Below are 16,763 nucleotides of genomic sequence, written 5' to 3'. Positions count from 1 at the left end.
ATTCCAGTACAATCTATTTTATTTATATATTTTATAAAGATGAGGATACTATTATGGAGAAATTTTTAAAGTTTGGTTTAGTAGGAATCTTTAATACGCTCATTACAATTATAAGCTATATCATCTTGGTTAAATTGGGTATGAATTACCTTATCGCAAATACAATCTCCTATTTAATTGGCGTTGCAAATAGCTATTATTGGAATAAAAATTGGGTATTTCAATCTAACAGTAAAAACTTATCCGTGTTTTTAAAATTTCTGACTGTTAATCTAATCGTATTAGCTTTTAATACACTTAGCTTGTTTATATTGGTAGACAAACTTTTATATAATGAATTTATTGCGCAAATTTTCGCGATTGGTATAGGTATGATGATAAACTTTTTCCTAAATAAAATTTGGACATTTAATCAAAGCGAAAAATCCTACTAATTAGAAACTATTCAAATTTATTGAAACTATGGAGGACAGGAACATGGAAAAACTCATTTCAGTTGTAGTTCCTATGTATTTCGAAGAAGAAGTAGCACAGGAATGCTATAATCGTTTAAAATCTGTCATGATTCAAAATAATATCAATTATGAGTTTGTGTTTGTAAATGATGGAAGTACAGATCGGACAATGGAAATTTTAAAAGAAATTGCTGCAAATGATTATCGTGCTAAAGTTGTTAATTTTGCACGTAATTTCGGTCACCAAACGGCTGTAACCGCAGGGATTGATTGCGCAAGTGGAGATGCTATTGTAATTATAGATGCAGATTTACAAGACCCTCCCGAGGTGATTCCTGAACTTATAGCAAAATGGCAAGAAGGCTATGAAGTTGTTTATGCAAAAAGAAAGCAACGTAAGGGCGAAACTTGGTTTAAACTTTTAACAGCTAAATATTTCTATAAATTCTTAAACTACATGTCTGATATCGATATCCCAAAAGATACAGGTGATTTTCGAATTATCGATCGCAAAGTAGCAAATGTGTTTAAGCAAATGACAGAGCGAAATCGTTTCATCCGCGGGATGATGTCTTGGATTGGATTTAGCCAAACATATGTGGAGTATGAAAGAGATGAACGTTTTGCTGGTGAAACAAAATATCCACTAAAGAAAATGATTAAATTTGCATCAGATGGAATTATTGCATTCTCTACAAAGCCATTAAGAATCGTCATGACTTTAGGTTTAATGTCTGTTTTCATTTCTATTGCAGTTCTACTATACTCTGTTATTGTGAAATTAATTGGAAGTGATATTCAAACGGGTTGGGCGTCTATTATGGTTGCCATTACATTCTTCAGTGGAATTCAATTACTTGGCCTTGGAATCGTCGGCCAATATATTGCTCGTATTTATGACGAAAGTAAAAACCGTCCAATTTATATTGTGAAAGAAACAATAAATATTGATCAGAAAGATATTACTAATCCTGAAAGAGAAACAGTAAATTCATTATAAATAGAAACAAAAGGTATCGTTATATTTTTGTAACGATACCTTTTTTATTCTACCATTGGTGGGCGGTAATACTCCTCCCACCTCAACATTTAGCAAGAACACAGAAATTATATAGATAAATTACCCGTAAAAGCCCCACTAATTAAATTTTCGCTTTATGTAAATACTTATTTTTCTTCATATCAGCTCTTTATGATAGTCAAAACCTTAAAATCATCTTATATTATAATATCCTTTAAGTCGTAATTTAAAATCATTCAAATCAGGATATGCATTTAAATTTGCTAACATCCCTTGAATAACTGGAATTCTTGGATTTGGTACTCTTATTTCAGCTTCCAAAACATCTAATGTAACTAACAATTCGTCATTTTCTAATTGATCTGCTAAGGTGCGTTTAAGCATAATGATTTCCTGTAAGAAGTGTTCCTTTGCTTGCTCTTTAATAAGGTCAGAACTACAAAAGAATTGTCCTAATTTTTCCTCATGTAAAACAGGTATATCTGAAGAGTTCAAAAGCCCTGCTACGAGATCATCTATTCTCTTTAGAATAAATGTAGAAACATGTGGTAAATCAATTTCCGTTGCATTTAAAATGATCAATTCTAAGTATCCACGGCATATTCCCTCTACTATAATCACAAGGTCTAACAAATACGGAGTAATCTTATCACCGTAAATAGATAGTAAACTATTTCTATAAAATGCGTGTGACTCAAGCTTCATTCGCATCATAAATGCTTCTACCTCTTTATTAAACGGAATGGCATTCTCCCTCGCATGCATGATGATAAATTCCTTATGCTTTTGTACATCACTAAACTGACAATACAATTGTTTTTCAAACTTCTCGCGTGGAAGTAACGATTCGTTATCCAAGTCCATCATCTTTTTATGGATTTTGTCATAATAATACTTGAGTGTTGCTAATAACAATTCATCTTTTGACTTAAAATATAAATAAAAAGCTCCCTTCGATATGCCACAAGCAGTCACAATCTCTTGTACTGACGTTGCGTTTACGCCTTTAGTTGCAAATAACTTCATTGCCATTTCTATAATTAAACGTTCTTTTTCTTTCATAGTTTCTCTCCTAATTTAATCTCGCATCTTAAAGTTTTAACTTAGCTTTATTATACCATTCCTTTTCATTGACGACTGACCACTCAGTCAGTTATATTATGTATTAGACTGACCAGTTGGTCAATATACGTTAAAAGGGAGCGCAAACATGAACAAAATAATTAACTTTTCGTTAAAAAACAAGTTCGCAGTTTGGCTATTAACCATTCTCGTTACCGTGGCAGGAATTTATTCTGGGCTTAATATGAAGCTCGAAACAATCCCTGACATTACAACACCTGTTGTAACAGTAACAACGGTTTATCCTGGTGCTACACCAGCGGAAGTAGCTGATAAGGTATCAAAACCGATGGAACAGCAACTGCAAAATTTGAGCGGAGTCAATGTTGTCAGTTCCTCCTCTTATCAAAATGCCTCTTCTATTCAAGTAGAGTATGACTTTGATAAGAATATGGAGAAAGCTGAAACCGAGATTAAAGAAGCACTTGCAAATGTAAAATTACCAGAGGGCGTAAAGGATCCAAAAGTTTCTCGAGTAAACTTTAATGCCTTTCCTGTTATTTCATTAAGTGTAGCGAGTAAAGATGAATCTTTAGCTACCTTAACTGAAAAAGTTGAAAAAAATATTGTCCCAGGATTAAAAGGACTTGATGGCGTTGCATCTGTTCAAATTTCGGGACAACAAGTAAATGAAGTACAACTTGTCTTTAAAAAAGATAAGATGAAAGAATTAGGTTTAAGTGAAGATACAGTTAAAAATATCATTAAAGGTTCTGATGTATCTTTACCACTTGGCCTATATACATTTAAAGATACTGAGAAATCAGTTGTTGTAGATGGTAACATTACAACAATCAAAGCTTTAAAGGAAATGAAGATTCCTGCCGTTCCTTCAGGAGCAAATAATCAAGGTAACCCAGGCGCAGGAGCTCAAGCACCTCAAATGAATCCAGCGACATCTGATGGTATTCCAACTGTTACATTAGAAGAAATTGCTGATATTAAAGAAGTTGGAAAGGCAGAATCTATTTCTCGTACAAACGGAAAAGATGCAATTGGTATTCAAATTGTTAAAGCTGCTGATGCAAATACAGTCGACGTCGTAAATGCAGTCAAAGATAAGGTAAAAGACTTTGAGAAAAAATATAAAAACCTAGAAATCATCTCAACATTTGACCAAGGTTCACCAATTGAAAAATCAGTTGAGACAATGCTTAGCAAAGCAATTTTTGGTGCAATCTTTGCCATAGTCATTATTATGTTGTTCTTACGTAACATTCGAACAACATTGATTTCTGTTGTCTCTATACCACTTTCTTTATTAATTGCTGTTTTAGTACTAAAACAGATGGATATTACACTTAACATGATGACACTTGGAGCGATGACCGTTGCAATTGGACGCGTTGTCGATGATTCAATCGTTGTTATTGAAAATATTTATAGGCGTATGTCCTTAGCAGACGAAAAATTAAGAGGCAGAGACTTAATCCGCGAAGCGACAAAAGAAATGTTTGTTCCAATTATGTCTTCAACAATTGTAACAATTGCGGTCTTTTTACCTCTTGGACTCGTAAAAGGTATGATTGGGGAAATGTTCCTACCATTTGCTTTAACAATTGTCTTTGCACTATTAGCTTCACTGCTTGTAGCTATTACAATTGTACCGATGTTAGCTCATTCCTTATTTAAAAAGGAAAGCACGAGAGAAAAACAAGTACATCATGAAGAAAAACCAAGTAAATTAGCAAATGGCTATAAACGTGTGCTTGGTTGGGCATTAAACCATAAAATCATTACATCTAGCATCGCTGTTCTCTTATTAGTAGGTAGTCTTGCACTTGTACCGATTATCGGTGTAAGTTTCTTACCATCTGAAGAAGAGAAAATGATTATTGCAACATATAATCCTGAACCGGGGCAAACATTAGAAGACGTTGAAAAGATAGCAACAAAAGCCGAAAAACACTTCCAAGATAAAAAGGATGTAAAAACAATTCAGTTCTCATTAGGCGGAGAAAACCCAATGAGTCCAGGTAAAACAAATCAAGCTATGTTCTTCGTTCAGTATGATAATGACACGAAAAACTTTGAAAAAGAGAAAGAACAAGTCATTAAAGACTTACAAAAGATGACAGGAAAAGGTGAATGGAAAAGCCAAGACTTCGGAGCTAGTGGCGGCAGCAATGAAATTAAGCTATACGTATACGGAGATAGCTCAGAAGACATCAAACCTGTCGTAAAAGATGTTCAAAATATCATGAAGAAAGAAAAAGACTTGAAAGATATCGACTCTAGTCTTGCAAAAACATATGTAGAATACACATTAGTCGCAGATCAAGAAAAACTAAGTAAAATGGGGCTAACTGCTGCCCAAATTGGAATGGGACTTTCTAATCAACATGATCGCCCTGTCCTCACAACAATCAAAAAAGATGGTAAGGATATTAACGTCTATGTGGAAGCAGAAAAACATGATTATGAAACGATTGATGATTTAACAGATCGTAAAATTACAACACCACTTGGCAACGAAGTAGCCGTTAAAGATGTTATGACTGTAAAAGAAGGTGAAACTTCCAATACAGTGACACATCGTGATGGACGTGTTTATGTGGAAGTAAGTGCAAAATTAACATCCGATGATGTTTCGAAAGCATCCACTGCTATTCAGAAAGAAGTCGATAAAATGAATCTTCCTTCTGGTGTAGATGTTTCCATGGGCGGTGTTACAAAAGATATCCAAGAATCATTCCAACAACTTGGTTTAGCGATGTTAGCTGCGATTGCCATTGTATACTTCGTTCTTGTCGTTACATTTGGCGGTGCTCTTGCACCATTTGCAATCCTATTCTCGCTACCATTTACAATCATTGGTGCCCTTGTTGCCTTACTGATTTCAGGTGAGACGTTAAGCGTATCAGCAATGATTGGTGCTCTTATGTTAATTGGTATCGTTGTAACAAATGCGATTGTTCTAATTGATCGTGTTATTCATAAAGAATATGAAGGTCTATCAACACGTGAAGCATTATTAGAAGCTGGCGCAACTCGTTTACGCCCAATCTTAATGACAGCAATCGCAACAATCGGTGCTCTTATTCCACTTGCACTAGGATTTGAAGGCAGTGGATTAATTTCTAAAGGTCTTGGGGTAACGGTAATTGGTGGATTAACAAGTTCAACATTACTAACACTTCTTATCGTTCCAATTGTGTATGAGGTACTCAGCAAGTTTAAAAAGAAAAAGAAAATAGTAGAATAAAAAATAACCTCGCGTGCAGCGAGGTTATTTTTTATTTGCAAACAGAATGAGAAAATCTCCATATCCTTCTTTCTCTAATTCCTCTTTCGGAATAAAGCGAAGTGCCGCTGAATTAATACAATAACGGAGACCACTTGGCCCTGGTCCATCGGGGAATACATGACCAAGATGAGAATCTCCTTCCTTACTTCTTACTTCCGTACGCGTCATATTGTGACTAACATCGATTTTCTCTTTTACACTAGCTGACATAACCGGCTTTGTAAAACTCGGCCAACCACATCCACTATCAAATTTATCTAAAGAAGTAAATAGTGGTTCACCGGAAACAATATCTACATAAATACCTTCCTCTTTATGATTCCAATATTCATTTTGAAAAGGCGGTTCTGTACCATTCTCTTGTGTTACATAAAATTGTATATCTGTTAATCGTTCTTTTAAGTGTGCATTATCTTTTGGCCAATGTTGTTTAATAAAGGCATCTCGCCCTGACCCTTTTCGATATAGTTCATAACGAAAAGCATTTTTCTTATGATATCCTTGATGATACTCTTCGGCTGGATAAAATGTAGCAGCAGGAAGAATTTTTGTAGCAATTGGCTTCGAGAAACGGCCACTATTAGCGAGCTCCAACTTTGATGCCTCAGCTTGCTGACGTTGCTCTTCATTGTGATAAAAGACGACTGTTTCATACGACTGCCCACGATCATGAAATTGACCGCCGACATCTGTCGGATCAATTTGTCTCCAATAAATGTCTAGTAACTTTTCATACGGCATTTTATTTGCATCGAATGTAATTTGTACCGCTTCATAATGGCCTGTTGTTTCGGAGCAAACCTCTTTATAAGTCGGATTCTCTTTATGCCCACCCGTATAGCCTGACACAACCTTAATGATACCTTCCATCTCTTCAAATGGTGAAACCATACACCAGAAACATCCTCCAGCAAACGTAGCAAGTTCTACTTTTTCATTTGTAGCCAATTTTCCTCACCTCACTATTTATTCTTCCTACAGTATGGCATATAAAGATAGACAATATGAAAGAAAAAGCATCGACACCGATGCTTTTTCTTTTACTTTATTTTTCAGCAAAGTCCTTTTCTTTCTCATCACTCGTCACATCTAGCACGTCTAAAAGGAACATAAAGACTGGAATACCAATAATCAGTCCCCATACACCTAAAAAGTGTTCCGAGAAAATTAATACCATGAATGTATAAAAAATCGGTAAATTCGTTTTTTGCGACATGAATTTTGGATTTAGAACATAACTTTCAAGTGCGTGAATAACAGTAACAATTATTAAAATATAAACTACATACGTAATGCTACCAATATTATAAGCAATCATACAAAGTGGAACGAGCGAAATGATTACACCAGCTACTGGAATTAAACCAAGTAAGAAAATCATTAACGCTAAACCAAGTAACTGGGGAAACCCTAAAATCCATAGTGCAATTACTGATAGAATACAATTAACAATCGCAATTAGAAACTGAGCTTCAATTACCTTTCCAAACGAACGAGCAAATTTCTTCCCGAAATATTCAATTTCAGTATAAAAAATAGCAAGTCTACTCTCCTTAAACTTTGCAGTAAAAGCAACAATACGAGCTTTTTCTAGTAAAAAGAACAAACTTAGAATGAGGGAAAGTAAAAATTGCAAGCCAAACTTTCCGACATTGGCAATAGATTTATAAAGAATATCTACACCTTGCCCTACATATTTGGAAAGCTCCATATGATTAATTGCATTAATTGAAGCCTTTATAATCTCATTATCTGGTGGATTTTTAAGAAATACATTGAACTGGTAAATCAATTGTGAGATTTGCACCGTCAATACTGGTAGATATTTAAATAATGTAATGGAAATTCCACCAACTAACATTACATATAAGAATGCTATAATAATTTTTCGATTAATCGGCATGAAATGATTCAATTTTCGAGAAATGAACTTCTGGAATCGATCCATTAAATACGTAAGTATAAACGTAATTAAAATTAAATTGAACATGCTTTTTAGCCCATATAACATTAAGGCTAGCAAGACTAATACAAGTAACCTCTGAAATCCTTTGCTTTGAAACAGGTTTTTCATTTGCATAATTGACGAGTGATCTCTCCTGTCCTATAAAGTAAAACTTTACAAAGGGGGTTTTCTTTATCTCCCCCACAAATTTGGCGTTTATGAATATCCTCTACCCATCTCTTTACTTTCGCTAGATTTAAGCTCGGGATACATGATGTTACCTTTCTATTTTACAATACAATTGTCCTTTTCAGAACGCATTCTATAAAGTATTAATGAAGATTTAAGGAAACTCTCTTTTCTTCTCGTATTAAAATAGGTCTTACCAATACTGTAACATAAAAAGCAAGCTATCAGTAGAAATCTGTCCTACGAATAGCTTGCTTTTATATTTTTTACCAAACATATTCTGTTAACCGATAAATGGCATAAACATCGGAATAACAACGACTGTTACAACCCCAACAACTGTTACTGCAATACTTGCCATTGCTGCTTCTACTTCACCCATTTCAATCCCAACTGCAACGCCAAGTGCATGTCCTGCAGTGCCAAGTGCTAATCCTTTAGCAATTGGATTTTTCACTCTAAATGTTTTTAAGAATAAAGCGCCAAGTGCGTATACAATAACTGCGTTAAAGATAACTGCAAAAGATGTAATAGCTGGAATACCGCCAATGCTTTCAGATAATGGTAATGCAATTGCTGTTGTTGCTGCTTGTGGTAACATAGAATTCATTACAGATGTGTCTAAGCCAATTGCTTTTGCGACAATGAACACAACAACCACTGAACAAACAGATCCAACAACGATAGCAGATAAAATTTGCCACCAATATTTTTTTAATTTATCAACTTGTTTATATAACGGAATTGCAAAGGCAATTGTTGCTGGCTCTAAGAAGAAACTAATCATTTTACCGCCAGTATTATATTCTTCAAATGTAAAGTTACCAACCTTTAAAAAGACAATCCCAAGTACCATTGCTACAAATAGTGGTGTGAATAAGAAGAATCCTTTTGAATGTTTAAATAAGAGTGTTCCGATCCCGTATGCAATTAATGAAACGACAATTCCGAAATATGGAGTCATTGTGCTTGCCATGTTCATTACCTCCTAACCTTGTATGATCTGATAATTACGCAACTTTCCCATGTTTGCGTCCTTTATGTGCAACATCTAATTGTTTTGTATCTGTTGTTTCTTTTTCTTCTTTACCTAGAATCAATTGTGCAAATAAACCAGTTACTGCTAGTAAAATAATCGTTGCCACAACGATTACAGTTATGATTTGTACAAAATATTGTCCCATTACACCAAGAGAGTTAATAACGGAAATACCAGATGGTACGAAAAGAAATCCGATAATACCTGTTAACGCTGTTCCAAGTGATTCAACCTGCTCCAATTTAATGACCTTTAAGCATAATAGGCTAAACAAAATGACTAATCCGATTACTGATGACGGCATTGGAATTGGTAAGTGCGTTGCAATAATATGAGAAACAAACATAATAACTGAGAAAACAAATGCTTGTGATAAGAAACTGTATACTTTTTTTGTACTCATTTTGGCCACCTCTTTCGATTTGGTACCTTTATTGTATATGATGTAAACGCTTAAGTAAGCGTTTACATATTGGAACGTCAAATATACGGAATCAGTTACAAAAATAACAGGATGAAATGCAAAAGCTGCTTCTTAAATACGAAGCAGCTTTTTGAGTTCCTTGGCATATGTACGACTTACTGGTACTTTGGAACCATCTTTCATAATTAAATTATAAGTAGAGTTAAACCATGGCTGGATTTCTGAAATGTGGTTAACGTTCGCAATAAAACTACGATGAACACGCATAAAATTTGTTTGTGGCAACTTTTTTTCTAAAATAACAAGCGTATCATGCGTTACATATGTTTCCCGAATCGTCTTTACAGTTACCTTCCCGTCCACAAGCCCTACATAAACAATATCTTCAATACCCACAAGCACAATGGATTCTTCTATTGGCAGTGCAAGTTTATGCATCTCTGTCGTAACATCTGGAACTTTCATATCCTGTTTTTTCTCTGTTTCACTTTGCTGACGCTTCTTATACTTTTTCAATGTCTGTACAATTCGTTCTTCATCAAAAGGCTTTAAAATATAATCTAATGCATCCACTTCAAATGCTTGAAGCGCATATTGGTCGTACGCTGTTGCAAAAACAATAGCCGGCGGGTTCTTCATTTTCTTTAATATATTCGCAATCTCAAACCCATTATCATCTGAAAGCTGAATATCTAAAAAGACAAGGTCTGGCTTGTTTCCCATTAATTTTTCTAATGCATCTTCTACGCAATCAGCTTCATCAATTACATCAACTTCTTTTGTACGCTGTAATAAATATTTCAATTCATCCCGCGCTAACATTTCATCATCAACTACTAATACCTTTAACACCACTTTCTTCCTCCTCTATGTTTTGAATTGGTATTGCAAATGAAATCTCTGTCCCTATTTCTATTTCACTCTTAATATGAAGAGTTGTATCTTTCCCAAACAGTCCTATTAAACGTTGATTAATATTATATAAAGCTGTGCCAGTCCCTTTTTTTGATGGTACAATTGCTTTCCCTAATTGTTCTAGACGCTCTTCTTCAATTCCCTGGCCATTATCCTTTACTTTAAAGTGAATCGTATCTCCCTTAGCGTGTGCATAAACTTCTACCTGGCAAATCGGTTGTTTCTTTGGAAAAGCATGGCGAAGTGCATTTTCTACTAACAATTGCAATACAAATGGCGGAAGTAAAATCGTCTCTAATCCTTCCTCAATATATGTTTTCACCTCATATTTATTTGGGAATCTCGCTTGCTCTAATGATAAGTATGCATGTACATGATTCAATTCTTGCTCTAATGGAATAAGCAACTGACGTGCTCCCTGTAAATTACAACGAAAATAAACGCTAAGTTGTAATAAAAGCTTTCTTGCCTTTTCTACATCTGTGCGACATAAAGCCGACACCGTATTAATTGCATTAAATAGAAAATGTGGATTAATTTGTGCTTGTAATGCCTTTATTTCTGCGTCTTGGAGCAGTTTACTTTGTAGTTCTGCTTCCCCTAATTCAAGCTGTGTCGAAAAAATCTTCGCTAACCCTTCTGCTAATTCTTCTTCTACACGACTTAATCGATTTGGATTTTTAAAATAAAGCTTTAATGTCCCAATTGTATTTCCATGTGATGTTAGAGGAATTACTACCGCTGCTTGCAGTGGACATCCTTCATATTGGCAATTAATAACCTCTCGTGATTTCGCTTTCATTATTTTCCCTGTTTTTAATACTTCTTTTGATAATCCTGTAATTAGACTATGAGATGGGATATGATGATCTGATGCTAATCCAACATGTGCTAATATCTTTTCTGTATCTGTTAAAGAGACTGCGTCTGTCCCTGTAAAACGATGGATAATTTGTGCTACATGTTTACAGGATTCTTCTGTTAAGCCTTGGCGAAAGTAAGGTAATGTCTTATCAGCAATTCGCAATACTTTATGAGTTTGTAAAGCCTTTGCATTTTCTTCTTGGCGCAAAATGGCTTGTATCATAGAAAGTAAAATAAAACTACCGAAACTATTCACAAGAATCATTGGGATTGCAATCGTTTTGACAACATTAATCCCACCTTCTACAATACATAGAATCATCACCATTTCTAAAGATACAATAAGAACACTTAAAATGGCAGAAAACCTTGGTGTAATGGTGCGATTATGCTTTCGAAAAATACGTCCAATATAACCAGTAATAATCCCTGCTAAAATAGATGAAATCGCACAACTAAGTGCTGTCGTCCCTCCAAGCATATAACGATGAATACCGGCAATAAATCCAACGCCAATCCCAACAATGGGTCCACCTAATAAACCACTAATTCCAACTCCCATAATACGCGTATTGGCAATCGTACTCGATGAAGAAACACCTTGCAGCCAATTTTCATTCATAATTGTATTACCTGCAATTTCAATCCCTGTGTAATTGCTTACAATTGTAAATGATGAAAAAATGTAAATAAGCATGAGTCTATCTTTATACCCATCTTGTTTATGAAGAAGTCGTCGAAATGTTTTAATATGCGAAAGTAAAAAACCTAATATAACAATTAATCCAACGCGTTCTATCATCATAAGTACTAAATCTAGCATCTGTGATTCATCCTTTATTTGTTTAGTTAATTTTATTATCGGAAAATAATGGAGTAAGAGTCAAGGATGAATAAATCAATGAAATTAAAATTATATAAAAATAGGATGTTTTCTTTATTATGAAAACATCCATTCCTCAATCCTCATGTTCTATCGTTTCTCCAATTGCTCCAATTACCGCTCCAGTTGCCTGTACCCAGCTTCCAATTAGCCCGATTAATTGTTCATCAACTTTGTTCTCTTTCTTTTCCTCTTCATTCTTCTGATTATTACCATCTTCCTTATCATTTTCATTCTTTTTTTCCATCTCTTCTTCTTTCAATACATTATATAAAGCTTGAAATGCTTGTAATCCCGCTCCTACTGTTTGTAATGAATTACCGATAACCCCTAACCATTGAATATTCTGAGTATCCCTAAGTTCATCAACGACTGCCAAAAAAGCACCGAAAGACTGCAAACCATTCCCAGCTATAATTAAATAATCATTTTCCTTCTCTTCATTCTCTAAATTAAGGGCCGTTCCAATTACATCAGAAGTATTCCCTAATGCTTGTACGAAAGCACTTGTTCTTCCCAATGAACAACCAGATTTCTCACTCGGCCGCATCTCGCCCCCTGTTTGCTCTATGAAATCATCGGATTGTTCGATGACTTCATCTTCATTTTCTTTTTTCTTCAATGAGCCATTTGGTTGCTTGGCACCTTCTTTATTCTCAGTTTCCCCATCTGCCTCTTCCGTTTGTCCAAGCCCTTGCAAGATACCTCCAATGGCTTGCACTGATTCCCCAACAATCGTTAATGCATCCTCTACGTTTTCCTCACCAATAAATGCCCTTGTACCTCCAATGGCCGATATAATATTTCCACCAGCTTGAAACCATGCTCCTGTAATTTCTAAACTTCTTGAACTCATAATTTTTCATCCACCCTAAACAAATCACCCTATAATTTATTATGATATTCGGGGTCCTTGCCTATTGTTTATATACAAGTTCAATCAAATAAAAAAGCATTGAAATCTCTCATTTCAATGCTTTTTTATTATTTGTGAAAGAAATTTGGAGTAAGAATATCGTTTGGATAAGGCTTATGATAAATATGAGTCGTCGCCGGTGACAATGGTGGAGTCAGCCAGACCCAATTCCCTGTTACAACACGGCCACAAGCAGCTTCCTGCTTTTCAAATTGCTGAAATTGTTGTGCTGCTGTATGATGATCCACAATACTTACTCCATTCTTTTTGAAAGAATATAAAACAGCTACATTTAATTCAACTAATGCTTTATCTTTCCATAATGTACTATTTCTAGACGTATCCACATTCATTATTTCCGCAACAACTGGCAGTAAATTATAACGATCATGATCTGCCAAGTTACGAGCCCCTATTTCTGTTCCCATATACCAGCCATTGAAAGGAGCAGCTGTATAAGAAATGCCCCCAATTTCTAGGCGCATATCTGAAATCATTGGTACTCCATACCATTTTACGCCTAAAGATGCAAATTGATATTCTGGATGCTCAATCTCAACCTCTTTTATCTCGTATTTAGGAATTTCTCTATATACAGGTTCTCGTCCGTCAATAGAAAATACAAGTGGCAATACATCAAAATTTGTACTTTCTCCCTTCCAACCAAGCTCCTGGCAAAACGCTGTAAATGGAACTGAATGAGAATCACCAACCATTCCCATTTCTGTTTCATATCCCGCATAACGAATCAACTGATGGTTATAAATTCGAATACTATTTTTTTCGCCATTATACTGCTTAAAGATTGTAATTGTCGGCTTAATTTTCCCATTATTCGTTGCATATCGAATATGATGAATCAGTGCGTTATATACACCTTCCTCATCATTCACTTCACGAGCATCTAATATATGCATTTTATTCCAAAATAATCTTCCAATACATCGATTACTATTTCTCCATGCCATCCGTGCACCATGAACAAGTTCATCAAAAGTGTGTTCATACGTTCCTGTCATTTCTATTTCCGATACAATTTGGGTGAGACGTTCTTCTATTTGCTGATCTTTGCCTAGTTCTTCATAACAAGTTGTAATAAACTTCCTTGCTTCATCTATTAATTCTTTCATTTTATTCATAAATAATCTCCTTCTACTCCAACAAGACGCTACTACTTTACAGTATAAGCAAAAAGGAGTGTAGTAACAAACCTTTAGAAGATGGTCTATATAAAAGCAACTAAAAAACAGCATAAACCCTTTCTTTTTAGGCAGAAGAGAGCATTCGGTCATGCATAGAGGTGATCAGAACATCTTCCTACTCCACGCCAAGTGAAAACAGAAAGAAAAAACGAGTGCAGTTCACCTTTTTCTTCATAGCAACGACTTATATATCAAAAGATCAAAGTGGCTTTATATACCTTTTCCATTACAGTTCATATTTTCAGAAGATTAATATAATTATACGTTTTATTGTTGACTTATGGAAAAAATAGGTGTAATTTTGTGTTAGGTAAATTATTTTCACCTTATGCAACTTTTTTAAAAAAGGAGGTGAACCATATGTCTTCATTTTATGTGCCTAAACTTTCATATAACTATGATGAGCTAGAACCATATATTGATAGTGATACTTTGGTACTTCATCAATGAAAAGTATTTACAAGCAATTCAATCACAAAAACATTAATTATGCGTAGAAGGTAAATTTGGTAATATAAAAGTAGTATCGTCGAAATCCTCCAAAATCCCCCGGATTGCCACCGGGGGATTTATGAACAAACATCAAATTACTTCAATATAGTTTTTCAATATATTATGTATATCTACCTTTAATTCTTTAAACTGAAATCCTAGCTCTTTCGCTCTCGTATTATCTATCGTACAATTTGTCATTCCATTATACGGAGCCATGTTCTCTCCCTTCGCTCCGATACAAGCTTTCCTTCCTGTATTCTCTTCTACAAAACGGATAACTTCTCTCATGGAAATAACGCCATTACTACATGCGTTAATTGTGCCACTTACATCTATCGTACTTAGCCAAGCTAGAAACTCTCCTGCCTCTTTTTCATGGATAAAAGACATTTCTCCTTCTATATCCTCTACTACAAAAGACTTTTCCATTACAATATTTTCAACATAAAATTGCAGTCTCTTTGTATAATCATTTTCACCAATAACAACCGGAAAACGTACTACAATTACAGGAAATGTTGCATATTTAAATAAAACGGCCTCTGCTAATCTTTTTCCTTCACTGTAAGAAAAATCTTTCCTATCTCCATAAACAATCGGATACTGATATGGATTGAAATCCTCTTCTTTTAAAGATAGCGCTGGTTCATATACAGCCATTGAGGATATAACGATATACTTCTTTACTTTATTATGCAGTACATTTCCTATAATTTTCGCTGCATTAGGACTATAGCATAGGTTATCATATACAACTTCATAACTTTCCCCTACTAACGCTTCCTGAAGTGCCCCTTCATCTTCTCGATCTACAACAATCCTTTTAACAGCACTGCCAAACGAATCTTTCGTAATTCCTCGCGTTGCAATTGTCACATCATTTCCGGCTTCCAAAAGGCTTTCAACTAATCGTTTTCCAAAAAATCTAGTTCCGCCTAGTACTAATACCTTTTTCATATTCACCATTCCCTAATTATTTTAATTTCTTATGATGACTGAATTACTACGTGTTATCTTTATTATACTCGTTAATGTATGTAAAAAGCAGGGAGTCTCCTTATGGATTCCCTGCTTCTCAAATCAAAACAATTATCATACTCGATATTTAAAAATGCAGTAGCAAAAATATAAAACAGAAAGTACTGAGACATAAGTCCATATCTGATATGCCACCGGAGTTCCCCATACCCCCATGAAATAAAGAAGAGAAGGAAGCGTAAGCGTTACCCATGATTGTACAAATGCTATTCTGCCAAGATATTGATTTATATTCTTTTTTTGTACATTTAGTACAAAGAATAAGTACCAAAGAAGCGCCCACATAAACCAAGTCAGTGCGTTAACAATGTCTTGAAATTGAACAAATGACACAACCATATAAAATAATGCAACAATGGCCACCCATAAACAAAACCATCCTAGCCCATTACCACTCATTCCTGTAATAAAGGTGATACCCACATATAAATACGTCAAGCCAAATAGAAACGTAGCTGCATATGAATACACCGTCCAGTTACTTTGATCGGAAATCATAATGAGATAAAACGGAATTACAATTTGTAGCACCCCTACAAATAAGTTAAAAACACCCGCACTTTTTTCTTCTGCCTTCCCTAATATAACAAGGCTATTTAAAAATAGTGCTGCACCTGAAAGTAATAATCCAACATAACCCATATATTTTGATGTGAAAAGTCCCTCCTTTCCACAAACTATCCTCCTCATATCATAAAATTATATTAGTAGTATTCTTCTTCTTATTTTGAACGGAATACATAAAATCAAAGTAATATATCAATAACTTGTGCCTCTATATTTCGTGAAAAATAAGTCAGACTTCCTACTTCTAAAGTTGAAATAATACAAAATATAAATATAATCCAACAATATTTAAAACGCTTTCAATAAAATGTATCTCTTTCGATGAAACAAATAGATTCTCCTACTATAACACTTACCTTGAAAACGATAACATCATCATAACAGTATTACTCCAAAAAATAAATGAGGAAAATTATGTAAACAAAGTCAAAACCTATTTCT

The 16,763-nt window shown here is 34.7% G+C and carries 14 protein-coding genes and 2 pseudogenes; 4 read left to right on the top strand and 12 right to left on the bottom strand.

Annotation, left to right across the window (positions count from 1 at the left end):
* Nucleotides 1-53: 53 nt before the first annotated feature.
* Both KFD70_RS09185 and KFD70_RS09180 read left to right on the top strand, forming a co-directional pair.
* Entirely contained in the window at nucleotides 54-434 is a 381-nt protein-coding gene (locus KFD70_RS09185; protein WP_336451460.1) for a GtrA family protein, read from the top strand.
* A 43-nt stretch (nucleotides 435-477) separates the two neighbouring features.
* Nucleotides 478-1,455, top strand: a complete 978-nt coding sequence (locus KFD70_RS09180) for a glycosyltransferase family 2 protein (RefSeq protein WP_336451459.1) — start codon at nucleotides 478-480, stop codon at nucleotides 1,453-1,455.
* A 213-nt stretch (nucleotides 1,456-1,668) separates the two neighbouring features.
* On the opposite strand, the gene KFD70_RS09175 is transcribed toward KFD70_RS09180, so the two are convergent.
* On the bottom strand, nucleotides 1,669-2,538 hold the full coding sequence (locus KFD70_RS09175; protein ID WP_336451458.1) for a TetR/AcrR family transcriptional regulator: 870 nt from the start codon (nucleotides 2,536-2,538) through the stop codon (nucleotides 1,669-1,671).
* Between the two features lie 148 nt (nucleotides 2,539-2,686).
* Between KFD70_RS09175 and KFD70_RS09170 the strand changes: the two genes are divergently transcribed.
* Nucleotides 2,687-5,803, top strand: a complete 3,117-nt coding sequence (locus KFD70_RS09170; protein WP_431613144.1) for an efflux RND transporter permease subunit — start codon at nucleotides 2,687-2,689, stop codon at nucleotides 5,801-5,803.
* 24 nt (nucleotides 5,804-5,827) lie between these two features.
* Here KFD70_RS09170 and msrB read toward each other — a convergent pair whose 3' ends face one another.
* From msrB to KFD70_RS09125, 9 genes and pseudogenes are all read right to left on the bottom strand, one after another.
* Nucleotides 5,828-6,280, bottom strand: coding sequence for a peptide-methionine (R)-S-oxide reductase MsrB (msrB, locus tag KFD70_RS09165; protein ID WP_420792338.1), 453 nt, complete (start codon nucleotides 6,278-6,280; stop codon nucleotides 5,828-5,830).
* Nucleotides 6,269-6,793 (bottom strand): annotated as a pseudogene (msrA, locus tag KFD70_RS09160) (peptide-methionine (S)-S-oxide reductase MsrA); the annotation flags it as partial. The gene msrB and the pseudogene msrA, both read right to left, overlap by 12 nt.
* Nucleotides 6,794-6,890: 97 nt before the next feature.
* Nucleotides 6,891-7,925 carry an AI-2E family transporter gene (locus tag KFD70_RS09155; RefSeq protein WP_336451455.1) on the bottom strand — a complete coding sequence of 345 codons (1,035 nt, stop codon included), beginning with the start codon at nucleotides 7,923-7,925 and terminating at the stop codon, nucleotides 6,891-6,893.
* Nucleotides 7,926-8,262: 337 nt separating this feature from the next.
* The gene (lrgB, locus tag KFD70_RS09150; protein ID WP_336451454.1) at nucleotides 8,263-8,955 is read right to left on the bottom strand and encodes an antiholin-like protein LrgB; all 693 of its coding nucleotides are present in this window, start codon (nucleotides 8,953-8,955) and stop codon (nucleotides 8,263-8,265) included.
* 34 nt (nucleotides 8,956-8,989) lie between these two features.
* Complete coding sequence (gene lrgA / locus KFD70_RS09145) at nucleotides 8,990-9,421, bottom strand: antiholin-like murein hydrolase modulator LrgA (protein ID WP_336451453.1); 432 nt, start codon at nucleotides 9,419-9,421, stop codon at nucleotides 8,990-8,992.
* A 132-nt stretch (nucleotides 9,422-9,553) separates the two neighbouring features.
* Entirely contained in the window at nucleotides 9,554-10,294 is a 741-nt protein-coding gene (locus KFD70_RS09140) for a LytR/AlgR family response regulator transcription factor (RefSeq protein ID WP_336451452.1), read from the bottom strand.
* On the bottom strand, nucleotides 10,272-12,044 hold the full coding sequence (locus KFD70_RS09135) for a LytS/YhcK type 5TM receptor domain-containing protein (protein WP_431613143.1): 1,773 nt from the start codon (nucleotides 12,042-12,044) through the stop codon (nucleotides 10,272-10,274). Before KFD70_RS09135 ends, KFD70_RS09140 begins: the two co-directional genes overlap by 23 nt.
* Nucleotides 12,045-12,180: 136 nt before the next feature.
* Nucleotides 12,181-12,960, bottom strand: a complete 780-nt coding sequence (locus KFD70_RS09130; protein WP_336451450.1) for a DUF6944 family repetitive protein — start codon at nucleotides 12,958-12,960, stop codon at nucleotides 12,181-12,183.
* A gap of 128 nt (nucleotides 12,961-13,088) precedes the next feature.
* Complete coding sequence (locus KFD70_RS09125) at nucleotides 13,089-14,159, bottom strand: nitric oxide synthase oxygenase (RefSeq protein ID WP_336451449.1); 1,071 nt, start codon at nucleotides 14,157-14,159, stop codon at nucleotides 13,089-13,091.
* A gap of 423 nt (nucleotides 14,160-14,582) precedes the next feature.
* On the opposite strand from KFD70_RS09125, the pseudogene KFD70_RS09120 reads away from it, so the two are divergent.
* Nucleotides 14,583-14,666 (top strand): annotated as a pseudogene (locus KFD70_RS09120) (superoxide dismutase); the annotation flags it as partial.
* Between the two features lie 138 nt (nucleotides 14,667-14,804).
* Here the strand turns inward: KFD70_RS09120 and KFD70_RS09115 are convergent.
* Together KFD70_RS09115 and KFD70_RS09110 are read right to left on the bottom strand one after the other, a co-directional pair.
* Nucleotides 14,805-15,674, bottom strand: coding sequence for an NAD-dependent epimerase/dehydratase family protein (locus tag KFD70_RS09115; protein ID WP_336451448.1), 870 nt, complete (start codon nucleotides 15,672-15,674; stop codon nucleotides 14,805-14,807).
* A 135-nt stretch (nucleotides 15,675-15,809) separates the two neighbouring features.
* Nucleotides 15,810-16,397 carry an AmiS/UreI family transporter gene (locus KFD70_RS09110; protein WP_336451704.1) on the bottom strand — a complete coding sequence of 196 codons (588 nt, stop codon included), beginning with the start codon at nucleotides 16,395-16,397 and terminating at the stop codon, nucleotides 15,810-15,812.
* Between the last annotated feature and the right edge of the window lie 366 nt (nucleotides 16,398-16,763).

It is taken from the genome of Bacillus pfraonensis (genome assembly GCF_050768835.1).
Classification (GTDB): Bacteria; Bacillota; Bacilli; order Bacillales; family Bacillaceae_G; genus Bacillus_A; species Bacillus_A pfraonensis.
The sequence above is the reverse complement of the archived record's forward strand: the minus strand, read 5'-3'. Positions and strand labels throughout refer to the sequence as shown.

What these genes read in the sequence shown, in the direction of transcription:
- lrgB (WP_336451454.1), bottom strand. Translation starts at nt 8,955, where the DNA reads ATGGCAAGCACAATGACTCCATATTTCGGAATTGTCGTTTCATTAATT.
- KFD70_RS09180 (WP_336451459.1), top strand. Translation starts at nt 478, where the DNA reads ATGGAAAAACTCATTTCAGTTGTAGTTCCTATGTATTTCGAAGAAGAA.
- KFD70_RS09110 (WP_336451704.1), bottom strand. Translation starts at nt 16,397, where the DNA reads ATGGGTTATGTTGGATTATTACTTTCAGGTGCAGCACTATTTTTAAAT.
- KFD70_RS09115 (WP_336451448.1), bottom strand. Translation starts at nt 15,674, where the DNA reads ATGAAAAAGGTATTAGTACTAGGCGGAACTAGATTTTTTGGAAAACGA.
- KFD70_RS09170 (WP_431613144.1), top strand. Translation starts at nt 2,687, where the DNA reads ATGAACAAAATAATTAACTTTTCGTTAAAAAACAAGTTCGCAGTTTGG.
- KFD70_RS09175 (WP_336451458.1), bottom strand. Translation starts at nt 2,538, where the DNA reads ATGAAAGAAAAAGAACGTTTAATTATAGAAATGGCAATGAAGTTATTT.
- KFD70_RS09130 (WP_336451450.1), bottom strand. Translation starts at nt 12,960, where the DNA reads ATGAGTTCAAGAAGTTTAGAAATTACAGGAGCATGGTTTCAAGCTGGT.
- KFD70_RS09155 (WP_336451455.1), bottom strand. Translation starts at nt 7,925, where the DNA reads ATGCAAATGAAAAACCTGTTTCAAAGCAAAGGATTTCAGAGGTTACTT.
- KFD70_RS09125 (WP_336451449.1), bottom strand. Translation starts at nt 14,159, where the DNA reads ATGAATAAAATGAAAGAATTAATAGATGAAGCAAGGAAGTTTATTACA.
- lrgA (WP_336451453.1), bottom strand. Translation starts at nt 9,421, where the DNA reads ATGAGTACAAAAAAAGTATACAGTTTCTTATCACAAGCATTTGTTTTC.
- KFD70_RS09135 (WP_431613143.1), bottom strand. Translation starts at nt 12,044, where the DNA reads ATGCTAGATTTAGTACTTATGATGATAGAACGCGTTGGATTAATTGTT.
- KFD70_RS09185 (WP_336451460.1), top strand. Translation starts at nt 54, where the DNA reads ATGGAGAAATTTTTAAAGTTTGGTTTAGTAGGAATCTTTAATACGCTC.